Origin of the sequence: Mesorhizobium sp. L2C066B000, assembly GCF_000502335.1 — a bacterium.
In the GTDB taxonomy this organism is placed as follows: Bacteria; Pseudomonadota; Alphaproteobacteria; order Rhizobiales; family Rhizobiaceae; genus Mesorhizobium.
In genome coordinates this window covers 62,199-80,211 of record NZ_AYWZ01000016.1, presented here as the reverse complement: position 1 = coordinate 80,211, position 18,013 = coordinate 62,199, and the positions used below count along the sequence as shown (strand labels likewise).

At 64.0% G+C, this 18,013-nt stretch carries 16 protein-coding genes and 1 pseudogene; 9 read left to right on the top strand and 8 right to left on the bottom strand.

What is annotated here, in order from left to right; genetic code table 11:
* The first annotated feature begins 15 nt into the window (after positions 1-15).
* A complete protein-coding gene (locus tag X733_RS141285) occupies positions 16-1,383 on the top strand; it encodes a sodium:proton antiporter (RefSeq protein WP_050588706.1) in 1,368 nt (455 codons plus the stop codon).
* Here X733_RS141285 and X733_RS01000000166555 read toward each other — a convergent pair.
* The 8 genes and pseudogenes from X733_RS01000000166555 to gcvA form a co-directional block, all read right to left on the bottom strand.
* Positions 1,384-2,218, bottom strand: a pseudogene (locus X733_RS01000000166555) (ABC transporter ATP-binding protein). It abuts the gene before it with no gap.
* Positions 2,215-2,940 (bottom strand): ABC transporter ATP-binding protein, encoded by a 726-nt coding sequence (locus X733_RS141290; RefSeq protein WP_023693111.1) that lies wholly within the window; start codon positions 2,938-2,940, stop codon positions 2,215-2,217. The pseudogene X733_RS01000000166555 and the gene X733_RS141290 overlap by 4 nt, the downstream one beginning before the upstream one ends.
* Positions 2,937-3,899 carry a branched-chain amino acid ABC transporter permease gene (locus X733_RS141295; RefSeq protein WP_023689192.1) on the bottom strand — a complete coding sequence of 321 codons (963 nt, stop codon included), beginning with the start codon at positions 3,897-3,899 and terminating at the stop codon, positions 2,937-2,939. Before X733_RS141295 ends, X733_RS141290 begins: the two co-directional genes overlap by 4 nt.
* Complete coding sequence (locus X733_RS141300; protein WP_023671284.1) at positions 3,896-4,777, bottom strand: branched-chain amino acid ABC transporter permease; 882 nt, start codon at positions 4,775-4,777, stop codon at positions 3,896-3,898. Before X733_RS141300 ends, X733_RS141295 begins: the two co-directional genes overlap by 4 nt.
* A 159-nt stretch (positions 4,778-4,936) precedes the next feature.
* Entirely contained in the window at positions 4,937-6,241 is a 1,305-nt protein-coding gene (locus X733_RS141305) for an ABC transporter substrate-binding protein (protein ID WP_023671283.1), read from the bottom strand.
* Positions 6,242-6,393: 152 nt separating this feature from the next.
* Entirely contained in the window at positions 6,394-7,836 is a 1,443-nt protein-coding gene (locus tag X733_RS141310; protein ID WP_023819734.1) for a hypothetical protein, read from the bottom strand.
* Positions 7,837-8,027: 191 nt separating this feature from the next.
* Entirely contained in the window at positions 8,028-9,332 is a 1,305-nt protein-coding gene (pncB, locus tag X733_RS141315; protein ID WP_023683568.1) for a nicotinate phosphoribosyltransferase, read from the bottom strand.
* A 169-nt stretch (positions 9,333-9,501) separates the two neighbouring features.
* Entirely contained in the window at positions 9,502-10,470 is a 969-nt protein-coding gene (gcvA, locus tag X733_RS141320) for a transcriptional regulator GcvA (RefSeq protein WP_023671280.1), read from the bottom strand.
* A 212-nt stretch (positions 10,471-10,682) separates the two neighbouring features.
* On the opposite strand from gcvA, the gene speB reads away from it, so the two are divergent.
* From speB to X733_RS141360, 8 genes are all read left to right on the top strand, one after another.
* Positions 10,683-11,744: an agmatinase gene (gene speB, locus X733_RS141325; protein ID WP_023819733.1), complete on the top strand. Its 1,062-nt coding sequence runs from the start codon at positions 10,683-10,685 to the stop codon at positions 11,742-11,744.
* Between the two features lie 83 nt (positions 11,745-11,827).
* Entirely contained in the window at positions 11,828-12,622 is a 795-nt protein-coding gene (locus tag X733_RS141330) for a transporter substrate-binding domain-containing protein (RefSeq protein WP_023711355.1), read from the top strand.
* Between the two features lie 6 nt (positions 12,623-12,628).
* A complete protein-coding gene (locus X733_RS141335; protein ID WP_023683571.1) occupies positions 12,629-13,285 on the top strand; it encodes an amino acid ABC transporter permease in 657 nt (218 codons plus the stop codon).
* Positions 13,282-13,929: an amino acid ABC transporter permease gene (locus X733_RS141340; RefSeq protein WP_023711356.1), complete on the top strand. Its 648-nt coding sequence runs from the start codon at positions 13,282-13,284 to the stop codon at positions 13,927-13,929. Before X733_RS141335 ends, X733_RS141340 begins: the two co-directional genes overlap by 4 nt.
* 77 nt (positions 13,930-14,006) lie before the next feature.
* Entirely contained in the window at positions 14,007-15,086 is a 1,080-nt protein-coding gene (locus X733_RS141345) for an extracellular solute-binding protein (RefSeq protein ID WP_031193903.1), read from the top strand.
* 77 nt (positions 15,087-15,163) lie between these two features.
* On the top strand, positions 15,164-16,201 hold the full coding sequence (locus X733_RS141350) for an ABC transporter ATP-binding protein (protein WP_023671274.1): 1,038 nt from the start codon (positions 15,164-15,166) through the stop codon (positions 16,199-16,201).
* Entirely contained in the window at positions 16,198-17,052 is an 855-nt protein-coding gene (locus X733_RS141355; protein ID WP_023671273.1) for an ABC transporter permease, read from the top strand. The genes X733_RS141350 and X733_RS141355 overlap by 4 nt, the downstream gene beginning before the upstream one ends.
* Positions 17,049-17,852 carry an ABC transporter permease gene (locus X733_RS141360; RefSeq protein ID WP_023752489.1) on the top strand — a complete coding sequence of 268 codons (804 nt, stop codon included), beginning with the start codon at positions 17,049-17,051 and terminating at the stop codon, positions 17,850-17,852. Before X733_RS141355 ends, X733_RS141360 begins: the two co-directional genes overlap by 4 nt.
* Positions 17,853-18,013: the final 161 nt, after the last annotated feature.

Below are 18,013 nucleotides of genomic sequence, written 5' to 3'. Positions count from 1 at the left end.
GCTGTGTCTCCGCAAATGGCCTTCGCGGCCGAGGCCCGCGGCCTGCCCGATGCTGCCATGTCGCTGTGGTGGGCGCTGCCTTTCGCCGGCCTGCTGCTCTCGATCGCCACCGGACCGCTGCTGTTCCACTATGTCTGGGAGCATCATTACGGCAAGATCGCCGCCGGCTGGGCAGCGCTGGCGGTCATCCCGCTGATGGTTGCATTCGGCGTTCCGGTAGCCGGTGAAGCCGTGCTGCACACGCTGCTCACCGAATACATGTCCTTCATTATCCTGCTGTTCGCGCTCTACACCATTTCGGGCGGCATCCTTGTCGCCGGCAACATCCATGGCACGCCGCTGGTCAATGCCGGGCTGCTGCTCGTCGGGGCGATGCTGGCCTCGGTGATCGGCACCACCGGCGCCTCGATGATCCTGATCCGGCCGATGCTGCGCGCCAACGACAACCGGCAGTTCAACGCCCATGTCGTCATCTTCTTCATCTTCCTGGTGTCCAACATCGGCGGCTCGTTGACGCCCTTGGGCGACCCGCCATTGTTCGTCGGCTTCCTGCGCGGCGTCGACTTCTTCTGGACGTCGGCGAACCTCTGGCGCGAGACGCTGTTTACCGGCGGCCTGGTGCTGCTTGTCTTCCTGGCCATCGACATCATGCTGCATCGCCGTGAAGGCGGCGCGCCGAAGATCAAGGATCCGACGCCGGATACGAAGGTGCGCCTTCGCGGCCTGGCCAATCTGCCGCTGCTGGCCGGCGTCATTGCCGCGATCCTGCTGTCGGCAGCGTGGAAGCCGGGCGTGAGCTTTTCAGTGCTGGGCGTGAGCCTCGAACTGCAGAACCTGGCGCGCGACGCCATTATCCTGGGGCTCGCCGGACTGTCGCTTGTCGTGTCACTCAAGAGCCATCGCGAGGCCAACGGCTTCACCTGGGGCCCGATCGCGGAGGTGGCGAAACTGTTTGCTGGCATCTTCATCTGCATCGTGCCGGTCATTGCCATCCTTCGCGCCGGCCATGACGGCGCGCTGGCGCCGCTGGTCGCGCTGGTGACGTCACCCACCGGGCAGCCCAATGATCTCGCCTATTTCTGGCTGACCGGCGGGCTGTCGTCCTTCCTCGACAATGCGCCGACCTATCTGGTGTTCTTCGAACTCGCAGGCGGCGACGCGCGGCACCTGATGACGGAGGCGGCCTCGACGCTGGCCGCGATCTCGGCCGGCGCGGTGTTCATGGGGGCCAACACCTATATCGGCAATGCACCCAACTTCATGGTCTACGCCATCGCCCGACACCGCGGTGTGAAGATGCCGGGCTTCTTCGGCTACATGGCATGGTCAGGGCTGGTGCTGATCCCGATCTTTTTGATCGCCGGGTTCCTGTTTTTCGGCTGATCAGCCGACGCCGACATAGCGCCTGACTGCCGATGGGTCGGCGCGCAATTGCTCGACATCGACGGTCTCGCGGTTGCGGCCGTTTTCGATGAAGCAGACGCGGTCGGCGACCGACAGCACGGCGTCGACGCGCTGTTCGACCAGAATGGTGGAGACACCTAGCTCACGCAGCTTCACCACCGTCTCGCGGATCTTGGCGATCATCGACGGCATCAGCCCTTCGGTCGGCTCGTCTAGCAACAGCACCTGCGGCTCCAGACAAAGCGCGCGGGCCATGGCCAGCATCTGCTGTTCGCCACCGGACAAAGTGCCGGAGCGCTGCCGCAGCCGCTGGCGCAGCAGCGGGAAGAGGTCGAGCACGCTCTCGCGCGTCGCTCTTCCCTTGCNGCCGCAGCCGCTGGCGCAGCAGCGGGAAGAGGTCGAGCACGCTCTCGCGCGTCGCTCTTCCCTTGCCGCGCGCCATCAGGCCGATCTCGATGTTTTCCGCCACCGTCATCTCGGCGAACAGCCGCCTGCCTTGCGGTACATAGGCGACGCCGGCCTTGGGCACCTCATGCGCCGGCAGGCCGGTCAACTCCTTGCCGGCGAGCCGGATCGAGCCGGCGCTCGACGGAACCAGCCCCATGATTGCTTTCAGCGCCGTCGTCTTGCCGGCGCCGTTGCGACCGAACAGGCACAGCACCTCGCCCTTGTTGAGCACGAGATCAAGCTCGTAGAGCACCTGAACCTCGCCATAGAAGCAATCGAGCCTGGAGATGGTCAGCGCTTCAGTCTTGTGGGCTTCAGTCTTGGGGGCCTCAGTCTTGGGGGCCTCAGTCTTGGGGGCTTCGCTCATGGCGCCGTCCCCAGATAGGCTTCCTGCACCTGTGTGTTGGCGCGAACCTGTTCGGGCGTGCCTTCGGCCAGGATCCTGCCGGCGTTGAAGACCGTGATGCGGTCGGCCAGCTGCATGACGACCGGCATGTTGTGCTCGATCAGGAGCACGGTGGCGCTCTTGGCAATCTCGCGCACCAGTCCGATGAAATTGTCGATCTCGCTGTCGGCCAGCCCCTGCGTCGGCTCGTCGAGGATCAAAAGCCGCGGCTTAAGCGCCAGGCCCATCGCGACTTCCAGCAGGCGCTGGTGGCCGTAGGAAAGCTGGCCGGCCGGCATATGGGCGCGGCCGGCAAGTCCGGTGCGTTCCAGCGCGGCCATGACGCCGGTGCGCACCGCACCTTTCGAGCGGCCATCGGTCAGCGTGCGCTGCACCGGCAACGCGACATTATCGTAGGCAGAGAGGTTGGCGAAGACGCTGGTGATCTGGAAGGTGTAGGCGATGCCCCGGCGCACCCTGAGATAGGCCGGCTGGCTGGTGATGTCGGCGCCGTCGAAGACGATCATGCCGGACGATGGCTGAATGCGGCCGCTGACCAGGCTGACGAAGGTGGTTTTGCCGGCGCCATTGGGGCCGATGACGGCGCGGATCTCGCCCGGCATCAGCTGAAAATCGACACCATCGACGGCGCGCAGGCCGCCGAAACTGCGCGCCAGGCCTTTGGTGGTCAGCAACGGCATCATGGGAGCCACCCGAGCCAGCGCTGGCGGATGGTGCCCAGAATGCCTTTGGGGAAAAACAGCACCAGCAGGATGAGCGCAATACCGACGATCAGGAGATAGGCGGAGGTGTAGCCGCTGGCGGTGTCGATGACATAGTACATGAACACCGTGCCGAGCAGCGCGCCCAGCGTCGTGGCGGCGCCGCCGAGCAGCACCCAGAGCAGCGGCAGGATGGAATACTGCACCGAGGCAAAGCTCGAGCCGACATAGCCGAACAGCAGCGCATAGGCCGCACCCGAGGCGGCGCAGATGGTGCCGGAGACGACGACGGCGATCAGCTTGTTGGAGAAGGTGTCGTAGCCCAGCATTTTCGTGCGCTCCTCGTTCTCGCGCACCGCGACCAGCACGCGGCCATAGCGGGAGCGGACGATGGCGAGGGTGATCAGCAGCACGACCGAGAACAGCGCCAGCGCGCTCATGTAGCGCACGGTCGGGTTGGTTAGGTCGAGCGATGTCGCGCCGAAGGCCAGAACCCGCGCCGGCTGCGGCACGACCAGACCCTGGTCGCCGCCGGTCCAGGCGGCGAAATAGAGGATGACGAGGTAAAACACCTGCGCGAACATCATGGTGACGATCATGAAGGCGACGCCGGTGGTGCGCAGCGCCAGCAGGCCGATCACCAGTGCCAGCAGCGCGCCGCAGGCGATGCCGGCGAGGAAAGCCAAAGGCACGCTCCAGCCGAGATGGATGACCGCGAGACCAGCGCCATAGAGCCCGGCGGCGAAGAACATGGCGTGGCCGAGGCTGAGCAGGCCGACATAGCCGAACAGCATGTTGTAGCCCATGGCGAACACCGCCAGCACCATGATTCGGGCCAGCAGGCCATGATGGTAGTCGGGCAGGACGAAGCTCAGCGCAAACAGTAGCGCGATGACGCCGAGATGCAATGCATAGGCTTTTGCCGGCGAAGCTTCGCTCATCGCGACGCCTGCCCGAACAGGCCCTGCGGCCGGAATACCAGCACCATGGCCACCAGCAGCGTGGCGATGATCTTGGCCAAAGTCGGCGAAAAGAACACCGAGATGATGCCGTCGGACAGGCCGATCAGCACGGCGGCGACGACGGTGCCGCGCAGCGAGCCGAGGCCGCCGATGATGACGACGATGAAGGACAACAGCAGCGGGTCCTGTCCCATCAGATAATGCGCCTGACTGATCGGCACGATCAGCACGGCGGCGATGGCCGCCAGCATGGCGCCGAGCCCGAAGACGCCGGCATAGACGCGGTCGACCGGAATGCCGAAGGCCTGCGCCGTCTCGCTGTCATATTGGGTGGCGCGCATGATGAGGCCGATCTTGGTGCGCGTCAGCACCAGCCAGGTGGCGATGAGCAGAAGGGCCGAAGCGGCAATGATCGACAGCTTGTAGCCGGAATAGCCGAACCAGGGCAAAAGGATGCGGTAGCTGAAGGGCGGCTCCACCGGGCGGGCTTCCGGGCCATAGAAGCTCAACGCCAGCTGCTGGATGATGTAGAGCATGCCGATCGTGGCGACGATGGTGGCTTCCGGATTGTAATTGAGCCGGCGCAGCACAAGCCGCTCGGCGACCAGCGCAATGGCGCCGACAATCAGCGGCGCAATCACCAGCGCCGCCAGGAAGCCGAGCGTGGGATGGCCGGGTATCGCCGTCGAGATCGCCCAGGCCAGCACCGCGCCCAGCATGAAGAACTCGCCATGGGCGACGTTGACGACGCGCATGACGCCGAACACCAGCGACAGCCCAAGCGCCGTCAGCGCCAACACGGCGGAGGTGACAAGGCCTTCGAGGGCGGCGAGGAGGAGATGGGGTCCGAAATGCATTCAGGGCGCCCTTACCCTCCCCTTGTGGGGAGGGTGACCGCGCAGCGGTCGGGTGGGGGTTGGGCACGGGCCGTCGCGACCCCCACCCCGTCTCGCAAGCTTCGCAAAAGTGCGAAGCTTGCGTGCCGACCCTCCCCACAAGGGGGAGGGTAAGGCGCCTCACAGCGCCTGCGTCGTATAATCCCCTTCGGCCTCGTAAAGCCCGTCCTCGATCTTGGTCTTGTGGACGACCTTCATCTTGCCGCCTTCGACCTTGGAGATGTTCTGGATGCCAAAACACTGGTGGATCTTGCCGTTGAAGGTCTTGGGGCCTTGCGGATGCTCCGGGCCTTCGGCGAATTCGGTCAGAGCCTCGGTCGCCTCGACCAGCTTGGCGCGGTCTTCCGGGCCCTTGTAGCCGGCATCTTCCATCGCCTTCTTAACGACATAGAGCGTCTCCCAGCAGCCGAACATGTGGGCGGCGGTGGAGACGTCCTTGGGGTCGCCGACGGCAGCCCCATTGTCGTCGATGCCGACAGCGGCGCGGTAGGCTTTCTGGGCGGCCGAGTCATTGGCCTGCGCATAGCGCGGCGAACCTTCCCAGAAATGGCTGCCGTCCAAAAATTCGAGGCCGGGGCTGTTGATGTCGGTGGCTTCGAGCGAATCGATGAAGCCGAACAGTTGCGGCCGGTTGGAGCCGTAGAACTCGCCGAGTTCCTTGACGAAGGTGAGCACGGCCGGGCCGACCATCACGTGGTAGATGACTTCGGTCTCGGCGGGTATCTGCGGGAAGTATTTCGTGAAAGACGACTCTGTCGGCGGGATGGCGATCTGGGCGATGACCTCGGCGCCTTGCGCCTTCAGCGCCGGCGGCAGGTAGTCGCGATGGTCGTAGCCGAAGGCGAAATCCGGGAAGATCTGCGTCACCTTCTTGCCGGCATTGGCCGCGATCCACGGCGCCATCGACTGGATCTGGCTCTTCACATCGGTGATGCCGGGCTGGAAGACGTAGCGGTTGAGCTTGGTCGAAGCGACGTGGTGGCCTTCGCTGACGACGAAATAAGGGATCTTGTTTTCGCCGGCGGCCGGCGCCGAGCCGATCACCACATGCGAGAACAGCGTGCCGAAGACGATGTCGGTCTTGTGCTGGGTGGCGAACTTGCCGACCACCTCGGCGCCACGGCCGGGATCGGTGCCGTCATCCTCGATCACCAGTTCGACCGGCCGGCCGTTGATGCCGCCGGCATCGTTGATCGCCTTGACCGCGGCGGCACTGGTCTTTTCGTACCAGCGGCCATAGGCGGCGCCGATGCCGGTGCGGTGCGACTGGAAGCCGATCTTGATTGGCGCTGAACTCTGCGCCTGGCTGTAGCGGACGAAGCCGGGCGCGAGCGTCAGCCCGGCGCCGGCGGCGAGACCTTTCAGCGCGGTGCGGCGGCTAAGGGTGGATTTGGAGAGATCGAAAAACCCATTCTTGTCAGTCACGGCAGTTCCCCTGTTTTTGAGTTTTGACTGTCTGTAACGAGGCAAGGCCACTCCCTTGCAGGAGGGGCAGAAATTGCATGTGTACAAACTAAATCACCAAAGCACAGAGCTTGCAAGCGGGCTTTCCGCAAAGGCATGTTGATCAGCTTGTCTCATCCGGCCGTCGGCGTGGCAAGCAACCACAGGCCGAAGATCGTGTAGGCAATCATCAGCATGGTGAGCGGCAACTGGCTGAGGGCGGCGCGCGATGGCACCTGGTGCAGTCGCCAGGCCAGTCCATGGGCAACGAGCACCGCCAGCATATGGCCGGCGATGATGATGCCGGCCTGCAGGTTCCACAGCCACCAGGCGGAGTGGGCCCCGGCGACGATGCCGGCCTCGATCTGCATGTCGGCGGCGCCGAACAGGTTCCATCCCAGCGCGAACGGGTCGGACAGAGCGGCGATCGCATACTGGCCGTCGACCAGCAGCGCCGTCAGATAGTGCGCGACATGATAGGCGAGCGCGATCGGCACGATCGACCACACCAGCAGCCCGGCGGCCTCGCGGAGGGAATGTCGGCTGCCGGCGAGGCGCTGGCCGAGGATGACGGCCAGCAGGAATGCCGCCGCCAGCAGAACGAAGGTCAGCACGAGGCCGAAGCTGCTAATGCCGATGAGCGCGGTGCGGCCGGGATATTCCAGCGGGTTGATGCCGGACAGGCCGAGCCAGAAGAAGGTTTTCGACAGGCCGTCGAAGGACACCGATGACAGGCTGAGCAGCAGGAAAGCGATGCCGCTTGCCGGCAGGGGTGCCGCGCCGAGCAGTTTTGAGCCCGGCCAGCAGAGAGCGAGCCGCCCGTGTTCATCGCGCTCGACGATGGCGAAGCGCGCCACCATGGCGAAGAACACCGTCAGGAATTCGCCGCGCCGGCTCCAATCGCGGTAGCCGAAGGCGAGCATGGCGATGAAGGTAAGCAACCAGTAGAGGCCGGCGGCATAGGCCAGCCGCGCCGGGTCGTCGGGCGCCGGGTCGATCAGCTCGAACCAGGCAAAGGCGAAGAACAGGATAACGGCTGGCCAGCAGCCGAGCCATGAAGGCAAACGCGATTTCTGTCCCTCACCGCCACGAAGCTTGAACAGGCGGCTTACGATCCGCCACGGGCCATACCATGGATTCGGCCACGACCAGACATCGCCGAACAGGCCTTGCGCGATGGCAAGGCCGACCCAGAGCAGCGTCCAGATGGTCAGGGGCAGCGGATTGGAGAGCGGATCGCGGCTGCCGAACAGGCCGGCGGCGATGAGCGTTGCGAAACCGGCAAAGGAGATGAGGCTGATGATTGTGCGAGGGGTGTCGGCGAATGGGAAGAGCGGCAGGCGGCGGCGCCAGAAGCGGTCGAGGGTTGCGGGTGGCAGCAGGGCGAGGACGAGGAAGCTTACCGCGACGGCAAGCGCGCCGCCGGCGATGTAGTAGCCGGTCGGGAGGAGGAGGACGTGGCCGCGGTCGGAGGCGTGGGCGAAGGCAGGGGTGGGGAGGAGTGTGAGGGTGGTGGTGATAAGGGTTGGCCGGTGACAGCCGCGCTCTACGACGCCCCCCTCTGTCCTGCCGGACATCTCCCCCTCAAGGGGGGAGATTGGCAGTTGCCCTGCCGGCGCTTCCTTTGCAACGTCGGAGATTAGCGAAGGCGGAGATGACGGGGTAATCTCCCCCCTTGCGGGGGAGATGTCCGGCAGGACAGAGGGGGGTGGGCGGCAACTCACGCTATCGCGATTTCCATTTCGTCCAGCAAGGCACCCGCCGACCCTCAAACCTTGACCAGCTGCTCCACGCGGTCCTTCGCCCCAAAAATCCGGAGATAGCGCTCGATCTCCTTCTTGTCGCCCGTCGCTTTCGCCGGATTGTCCGACAGCTTCACCGCCGGCCGGCCATTGGCCTCCGTCACCTTGCAGACCAGCGATATCGCATCCAGGCTGTTGGTTTCGGTCGGCGCGCAGCCTTCGAAATCGTTGGTGAGGTTGGTGCCCCAGCCGAAGGACATGCGCACCTTGCCCTTGAAGTGCCTGTAGGTCTCCTCGATGGTTTCGACCTCGAGACCGTCGGAGAAGATCAGCAGCTTCTGCCTGGGGTCCTTGCCCTTCTCGCGCCACCAGTCGATGATTTTTTCGCCGCCTTCGATCGGCGGCGCGCTGTCGGGGCGGAAGCCGGTCCAGTCGGCGACCCAGTCCGGGGCGTCGCGCAGGAAGGATGCGGTGCCGAAAGCGTCGGGCAGCACGATCAGCAGGTTGCCGCCGTAATAGCGCTGCCAGTCCTGCAGCACCTTGTAGGGCGATTCCTTCAATTCCTTTTCCGACTTGGCAAGGGCGGCAAAAACCATCGGCAATTCATGCGCGTTGGTGCCGAGCGCTTCGAGGTCGTTGTCCATGGCCAGCAGCACGTTCGAGGTGCCGGTGAAGGCTTCGCCAATGCCTTCCTTGAGCGCCTCGACGCACCAGCGCTGCCACAGGAAGGAATGGCGGCGGCGGGTGCCGAAATCGGAGATGCGGATGCCGGGCAGCGCCTTCAAGCGTTCGGTCTTGGCCCACATCTTCCCCTTGGCGCGTGCATAGAGCACGTCAAGCGCGAAGGGACCGAAGGCGCGCATGGCGGCGCGGGAACGAAGCTCATTGATGATCGCCAGCGCCGGGATTTCCCACAGGGTGGTGTACATCCAGGGACCGCTGAAGGAGAGCTCGTACTGACCGTCGCGCTTGGACAGCTCGTAGTCGGGCAGCCGAAAACCTTCCAGCCAGGCGAGGAATTCCGGCTCGAAGATCTGCTTGCGGCCATAGAAATTGTTACCGCCAAGCCAGATCATCTCCTTCTTGGAGAAGCGCAGCGTGCGGGCATGGTCGAGCTGGTCGCGCAATTCGCCTTCGTCGATGTCGTCGGCCAGGCGCACCGAGGTGGTGCGGTTGATCAGCGAAAAGGTGGCGTCGACCTTGGGGTACATGCCCCAGATCATCTGCAGCATCAGAAGCTTGTAGAAATCGGTGTCGAGCAGGCTGCGGACGATCGGGTCCAGCTTCCAGGTGTGGTTGTAGACGCGCCGCGCTATATCGGTTCTTGCCATGTCCTGCCGTCGCCTTCGCTGCTCACGTCTTTCTTACGCAATTCCGGACGGGAAACCGCCGCACAGTTTTCCTGGAATTGCCGGGCAAGAGCTTATTAGCATTGAATTTTTGAAAGCGCCTCCCGCTTTCCGGGCTGGCCCGACAAAAAGCAGCCGCTCAGGTCCAGCCTCAACTCTTGGCGCCCACCACCCGCAGCGCCGGACGCTTCCTGCGGCTGCCGATGCGGCCGGCCACCGGCGCGTCGGCCCGGCTGTCGGCCTGTTCCTTTTCGGCAAACAGCCAGTCGACGAACAATTGCACGATAGGCGCCGAACGCATCTCGTTGCGGCAGACGACGTAGAAATCATCGACCGCCGGCACCGACAGGCTGAACGGCGCCACCAGCAGGCCCCTGGCGAGCAGCATGCTGGCGGTGACGGAATCGCCGAGAGCCACGCCATGTCCGTGCACCGCGGCTTCGATCGCCGTACGGGCGTCGCCGAGATGGTGGCGGCGGCCACGTTCGAGGTCGAGCCCATCGGCGGCGGCCAGCCAGGTGTGCCATTCGCGGCCATCATCGCCATGCAGGATGACATGGCCAGCAAGATCCCGGCAGATGCGGAGCGGCCGGTTGTTGATCAGCGTCGGGCTGACCACCGGGAACAGTTCGAGGCCCGACCATTTGCGCATCCAGCAATCGGTCCAGCTGCCGTCGCCATAGAGCACGCAGACATCGACCTGTGGGGCGCGGATGTCCTTGGGGTCGTTGGACGGGATCAGCGTCAACCTGATATCAGGATATTGCGCCATGAAGCTGCCGAGCCGCGGCGTCATCCACAGAAGCAGCAGCGCCGGCACGCAGGAGACCGACAGCGTACCGGCGCTGGCTGGCCTGGTCATGCGCTGGGTGGCGGCGGCGATGCCGTCGAAGGCGGTCGAGACCGCCGGCAGCAATTCGGCGCCGTGCGGGGTGAGCTTTACCCGCTGTCCGGTGCGTTCGAACAGTTTTACGCCGAGCGATTGCTCGAGCGCCTTGATCTGGTGGCTGATTGCGCCGTGGGTGACGTTGAGCTCACTCGCCGCCTTGGTCAGCGAGGCATGCCGCGCCGTCGCCTCGAAGGCGCGCAAGGGATTCAAGGGGGGCAGACGCTTGGCCATGAGCAACCGGATACTCTGTGAGATTTTCTCACAATCAGCACCGTAACAATATCAATTGATTTTTCAATGCGGCTGCCGGACACTTTGGCAGGTCAACAGCATCAATGACGTGAAATCTACAGGCAGCCAGCGGGACAGCGACCCGGCCGGATGATGGTCAGTTCGCAGATGTCGCCACGGCCGCATGCATCAGCCCGCAGGAGGAGACCGACATGGGTTATGACAGAGGCAAGCTGGAAGCCTTGCGCCGCAAGTATGGCGAGAGCCATGGCGGCGAGATGTTCGACCCGAAGTTCCGCAAGGTCGCGGACAAGATCTTCTCCAAGAGCGGCACAAGGCTGGCGCCCTATGCCGGCATCCCCACCTTCCTCGCCGCGCCCTACCGTGAAATCGCTGCCGACAATCCGGATTTCGGCGATTTGCAGGTGGCGATCATCGGCGTGCCGATGGATCTCGGCGTCACCAACCGGCCCGGCTCGCGCTTCGGGCCAAGGGCGCTGCGCGCCATCGAGCGCATCGGCCCTTACAATCATGTGCTGGAATGCGCGCCGACGCATGAGCTGCGCGTCGCCGACATCGGCGATACGCCGTTCCGCAGCCGCTACCGGCTGGAGGTCAGCCACGAAGATATCGAGCGCCGCACCAACCAGATCATCGATGCCGGCGTGCTGCCGCTCTCGGTCGGAGGCGACCACTCGATCAGCCATCCGATCCTGAAGGCGGTCGGCAAAAAGGCGCCGGTCGGCATGATCCATATCGACGCTCATTGCGACACAAGCGGGCTGTTCGACATGACCAAGTTCCATCATGGCGGACCGTTCCGCAACGCGGTGCTGGACGGCGTGCTCGACCCCACCCGCACCATCCAGATCGGCATCCGCGGCTCGGCGGAGTATCTGTGGGAGTTCACCTATGAATCCGGCATGACGGTCGTGCATGCCGAAGAGGTGACGGGTCTCGGCATCCCGGCCATCATCGAGAAGGCGCGCAGAATAGTCGGCGACGGCCCGACCTACATTTCCTTCGACGTCGACAGTGTCGATCCGGCCTTCGCGCCAGGCACCGGCACGCCGGAAATCGGCGGCCTGACGACGCGCGAAGTGCTCGAACTGCTGCGCGGCTTGAAAGGCCTCAACATCGTCGGCGGCGACGTCGTCGAGGTGGCGCCGCAATATGACGCGACCACCAACACCGCCCATGTCGGCGCCCAGGTCCTGTTCGAGATCCTGAGCCTGATGGTGTTCAGCCCGGCGATCACCGGCAAGGGGGCCTGACGGATTTCACATGCAAAGGCGGCCGCCGCGCTGGAGCCGGCGGCCGTTTCCAAAACAAACAAGCTTCCAGAAGGGGAATACCAATGACAATCCAAATGAAATCAACCATCGCCGCCGCGCTGATGCTCGCCGGCCTCGGCTTCGCCGCCCAGGCCAATGCCGACGCCGTCGACGACATCACCAAGGCCGGCGCCATCAATGTCGGCATCTTCTCCGACTTTCCGCCCTTCTCCTCGGCCAGCGCCGATATGAGCATCAAGGGTTACGACGTCGACGTCGCGCAGGCGATCGCCGATTCACTCAAGGTGAAGCTCAATCTGGTCAGCGTCACCGGCCAGAACCGCATCCCGTATCTCACCGACAAGCGCGTCGATATCCTGATGAGCGTCGGCTATTCCAAGGAGCGCGAGGAGGTGATCGATTTCGCCGCCGCCTATGCGCCCTACTACATCGCCGTCATCGGTCCGGCAGCGCTTTCGATCAAAGGCAAGGAAGATCTCGCCGACAAGTCGATCGCCGTCAATCGCGGCACGCTCGAGGATACGTCGTTGACCGAAGCGGCGCCGTCATCGGCCGACATCAAGCGCTTCGACAACTACAATTCCGTCATCCAGGCCTTCATCTCCGGCCAGACCCAGCTGATGGTGGTCGGCAATGATGTCGGCGCCCAGGTGCTGGCCAAGCAGGACGCGCTGAAGCCGGAGCAGAAGTTCCAGCTCTTGACCTCGCCTTCGCATATCGGCCTCAACAAAAAAGAGGACCGGCTGAAGACGGCGGTCAATGATGCGGTTGCCAAGATGCTGGCCAACGGCAAGCTCGACGAGAGCTCGAAGGTCTGGCTGAAGACGCCGCTCAATCCCGACAACCTCAAGGATTGAGTTCTCGTGGCTTTTGCCTGGCTCCCAGGTGCTGTGGGCGACATCGCGCGCGGCGCGGCCACGACGATCCTGTTGATCGTCGTGACCACGCTCGTGGGCACGCTGCTCAGCATCCTGGGCGCTGCCGGCCGGCGCAACGGCCCGGTATTCGTGAAGCGCGCCATCGCGGTGTATGTCGAGGTGATGCGCAACACGCCGTTCCTGGTGCAGCTGTTCTTCATCTTCTTCGGACTGCCCAGCCTCGGCATAAGGCTCGATCCGATCCTGGCAGCCATGTTGGCAATGACGCTCAACATGGCGGCCTACACCATTGAAATCGTCGGCGCCGGTCTCGATGCCGTGCCCGGCGGACAGACGGAAGCCGCCTTGGCACTCGGGCTTCGGCCACGCCAGGTGTTTGTCAAGATCGTGCTGCCGCAGGCGCTCAAGGTGATCTATCCGGCGCTGACCAGCCAGATCGTCATCATGATGCTGGAATCGGCCGTGGTGTCGCAGATCGCCGTGCGCGAGCTGACCTATGAGGCCGACATGCTGCAAGCCCGCACCTTCCGGTCCTTCGAAACCTATTTCGTCGTGACCCTGGTCTACCTCGTCCTGTCCATGGCCTTGCGCCGGCTGCTGGTCACAGGCGGGCGCCGCGTGTTGGGGGCAGGTGTCACATGATCGAATTCACCCTCTGGGACATCGTTCGCAATCTGCTGCTCGCCGCCCGCTGGACGGTGCTGTTGTCACTGGCCGCCTTCGTCGGCGGGGCGCTGGTCGGGCTGATCGTGCTGTTCTTCAGGATCGCAGAGAATAAATGGAGCCAGCGGGTCGCTTCCGGCTACATCGCCCTGTTCCAGGGAACGCCGCTGTTGATGCAGCTGTTCCTGATGTTCTTCGGCCTGCCGATGCTCGGCCTGCGCATCGAGCCATGGACGGCAGCGGTGCTCGGCCTGACCTTCTTCGCCAGCGCCTATCTGGCCGAGATCTGGCGCAGCGGCGTCGATGCGCTGCCGCTGGGACAGTGGGATGCCGGCGCCAGCCTTGGCCTGCACCGTCTGCAGGAGCTCCGGCTGATCATCCTGCCGCAGGCGTTCTCGATCACAAGGGCGCCGATCGTCGGCTTCCTGGTGCAGTTGATCAAGTCGACGGCGCTGACCTCGATCATCGGCTTCGAGGAGCTGGTCAGAACCTCCAACGCCATCAACAACGCCACCTTCGAACCGTTCAAGGTCTACGGGCTGGTGGCGCTGATCTTCTTCGTCATGTGCTTTCCACTGACGCAATACGCCCGTACGCTCGAACAACGAGCGGCGGCCCACTGACGTCAGGCGGCGACAGTGCGTGAAGGGAACCTGCCGGAATAGAACGGCATCAACTGAGGAGAAACCAGATGAACAGACTGATTGGAAAATCCCTGACACGGCGCGGCGTGCTTGGTGCGGGCCTCGCTACAGCCGGCGTGCTCGCCATGCCGTCGATCCTGCGCGCGCAGGACAAGTCGCTGAAGGTCGGCGTCTATGGCGGCTACTTCAAGAAATCCTTTGACGAGCACGTCTTCCCAGATTTTACCAAGGCCACCGGCATTGCAGTGGAATCGGTCGCCGAGCCGACCGGCGAAGCCTGGCTGGTGCAGCTCGAACAGGCGTCCAAGGCAGGCCAGGCGCCGGCCGACCTTTCGATGATGTCGCAGACCTCGACGCTGAAGGGCCAGTCGACCGAATTATGGACGCCGCTCGATACGTCGAAGTTCAAGCACTACAACGACCTCTTGCCGCGCTTCGTCAACAAATATCCGGATGGCCGGGTCGCCGGCATCGGCGCCGTCGCCTGGTGGATCACGCTGGTCTCCAACACCGATGTCTACAAGGATGCGCCGACCTCATGGGAGACGCTGTGGGACAAGGCCAATGAGGACAAGCTTGGCCTCCTGGCGCTTGCCTCGAACTCGTTCCTGCTCGAAGTGACAGCCAAGACCTTCATGGGCGGCACCAATGCGCTCGACACCGAGGACGGACTGAACAAGGCGTTCGAAAAGCTCGCCGAGCTCAAGCCGAATGTCCGGCTGTGGTATCGCGACGAGGCGCAGTTCGAGCAGGCGCTGAAATCGGGCGAGATCCCGATGGGCCAGTATTATCACGACGTCACCGGCCTCGCGGTCGCCGACGGCTTCCATGTCCGCTCGACGTTCCCGAAGGAAGGCGGCATCCAGGATTCCGGCAATTGGGTGCTGTCGCGCGCCTCGACCAAGGTCGACGAGGCGCATGCCTTCATCGACTATATGAGCCAGCCGTCGATGCAGGGCCTGATGTCGCGCAAGGTCGGCACCACGCCGACGCTGAAGAAAGAGGTGCTCGACCTCAAGCCGGAAGAGTTCGCCGCGGTGTCGTCGGATATCGATCCGATCATCCCGCGCTACGACCTCTATACGTCGAAGGCCGACTGGATCAACCAGAAGTGGACCGAGCTGATCGTCGGCTGAGCCGTTCGATCCGTCTGAACCACAGCGGCCGCCGGCATAGTCCGGCGGCCCCTTAGCAAACCCTCCAAGGGATGAGCATGTCCGGACTAGACATCAACGCCGTCACCAAAAAATTCGGCAACTTCGCCGCCGTCGACAATGTCCAGCTCAACGTGCCGCATGGCACGTTCGTGTGTCTGCTCGGCCCGTCGGGCTGCGGCAAGACCACGCTGCTGCGCATGATTGCCGGACTGGAGGAGCCGACCAGCGGCGCCATCGTGCTCGACGGCGAGGACATCACGCCTTTGCCGACGCACAAGCGCAATCTCGGCATGGTGTTCCAGTCGCTGGCGCTGTTTCCGCATCTCTCCGTCGGCGACAACATCGCCTATGCGCTGCGCATTCGCGGCGCCTCGAAGGAGGAGCAGAAGAAACGCGTCGACGAGTTGCTGGGCCTCATCCATCTGACCGGCTTTGCCGACCGTCCGGTGGCCAAACTATCGGGCGGTCAGCGCCAGCGCGTGGCAATTGCGCGGGCCTTGGCGCTGTCGCCGAAACTGTTCCTGCTCGACGAGCCGCTGTCGGCGCTCGACGCCAAACTGCGCGAGGCCATGCAGGTAGAACTGCGCCAGTTGCAGCAGCGGTTGGGCATCACCACCATCGTCGTCACCCACGACCAGCGCGAAGCCATGACCATGGCCGACCTGGTCGTCGTCATGGGCCACGGCAGGATCCTGCAGGCGGCGCCGCCAATCGAGATCTACCGCAAGCCGGCCGACGCCTTCGTCGCGGACTTCATCGGCATCACCAATCTGCTGCCGGCCGAGATCGACAGCACCGGGCGCACCACCATTCTGGGCACAGCCATTCCAGGTCTTGCCATGCCGGCGGGTCAGACCAAAGCTTCTGTATCGGTCCGCCCCGAGGATGTGCATCTCGGCAGCCCCGGCGGCTCGGCCATCACCGGCGAGGTGAGTTTCGTGCGCGATCTCGGCGGCACCATCGAGACCTTCGTCGACGTCGGCGGCACCAGCATCATTGCGGTGACGACGCCGCGCGAGCGGCATGACGTGCCGGTCGGCGCCAAGGTCGGCGTAACATTGCCGCCGGCAAGCTGCGTGGTGCTCGGCGCATGAGACGCGAAGCCCCGAAGTCGATAGCCGACTACACGCCGCTGTTCTTTCCGGCGCTGATGCTGGTCGTCTTCTTCGTCGTGCCGTTCTCGACGATGATCGCGGTCAGCTTCTTCAAACGCAACCCGTCCGGTTTCTACACGCCGGACTTCGTGTTCGACAATTACGCCCGCTTCCTGTCGGTGTTCTTCGGCGGCGTGCTCGGCTTTTCGCTGCTGCTGGCGGTGCTGGTCGCCGTCTGCTGCGTGGCCATCGCCTTTCCCTTCACCTACCTTTTGACCCGCCGGCCGCGCCGCGTGCAGACGCTGTGGCTGGTCGGCCTCCTGTCGGTGCTGTCGCTGTCGGAAGTCATTATCGGCTTTGCCTGGTCGACGCTGTTTTCGCGCACCGCCGGCATCACCAATTTGTTCGTGGCGATCGGGCTGATGGACAAGCCGGTGGCGCTGCTGCCGACCTTTGGCGCGGTGCTGACCGGCATGGTCTACCAGGCGCTGCCCTATACGATCCTGGTGCTGTACCCCGCCCTCGTGCGCCTCGACCCGACATTGCTCGAGGCAGCGCGCACGCTCGGCGCCTCGCCGATCCGCGCCTTCTTCAACGTCGTCGCGCCGGCATTGCGCAACACCATTGTGGCGACACTGATCATGGTCTTCGTGTTCGCCCTCGGCTCGTATCTTTTGCCGCAGATTCTGGGACGGCCGCAGCACTGGACGCTGTCGGTGCTGATCACCGACCAGGCGATCTACCAGTCCAACATGCCGTTCGCGGCCGCAATGGCGGTGTTCCTGGTGCTGATCTCGCTGGCGCTGGTCGGACTGACGCTGCTCGTCGGACGAAGGGAGAACGCCCTATGACCGCGACCTTGCTGCGCCGTGTCTATTTCACCATCGTCGCTTTGTTTCTGGCGGCGCCGCTGATCGTCGTCGCCGGCGTGTCGGTGAATTCGCGGCAGGAGCTCAGCTTCCCGCCGGTCGGCTTCTCGCTCGCCTGGTACGCCCAGATCTTCACCGATCCGGAATGGCGCCTGGCGCTGATCCATTCGGTGACGCTGGCCGTCTGCTCGGCGGCGATTGCCGTGGCGGTGGCGCTGCCGCTGGCCTGGTTCCTGTGGCGGCGCATCGCGCCCTGGGCAAACATCTTTCAGGTGCTGGGGCTTGCCCCCTTCATCCTGCCGCCGGTCATCACCGCGCTTGGCTTCCTCTCCTTCTGGGCGACGGTCGGGCTGTTCGGCCAGTTCTTCACCGCCATCATCAGCCACGCTATCTTCTTCGTGACGCTGCCGCTGGTGACGCTGTCGCTGGGCTTTGCCTCGATCGACCGCTCGCTGGTAGAGGCCGCCGCCACCATGGGCGCGGACGACCGCACGTTGCTGAAGACCGTGGTGCTGCCGCTGATCCTGCCCTACCTCGTCTCGGGCTACGCCTTCGCCTTCGTCTTGTCGCTCAACGAATACATCGTCGCCTACATGACGATCGGCTTCACCACCGAGACGCTGCCCATCAAGATCTTCAACGCGCTGCGCTATGGCTACACGCCGACCATGGCTTCGGTGTCGGTGTTCTTCGTGGCGGTGGCGGCACTGGTGTTCGGCTCGATCGCCAGGTTCGGCGATATACGCAGGCTGCTCGGCGCGATGTCGTCGGACGGGAGCTGAGCGCATTCATTTGTAACAGCACCAGTACAGCACCCCTCGATCGCTGCTCAGACCACCAATGCCATGAAGGTGCTGAGTGCACCCTCGCGCAGGCGGCAGCTTCGCGCCTCATCTCGGACTCAGGGGTGAACCTAAGTGCTCCTCGAAAGCGGACAACTGAC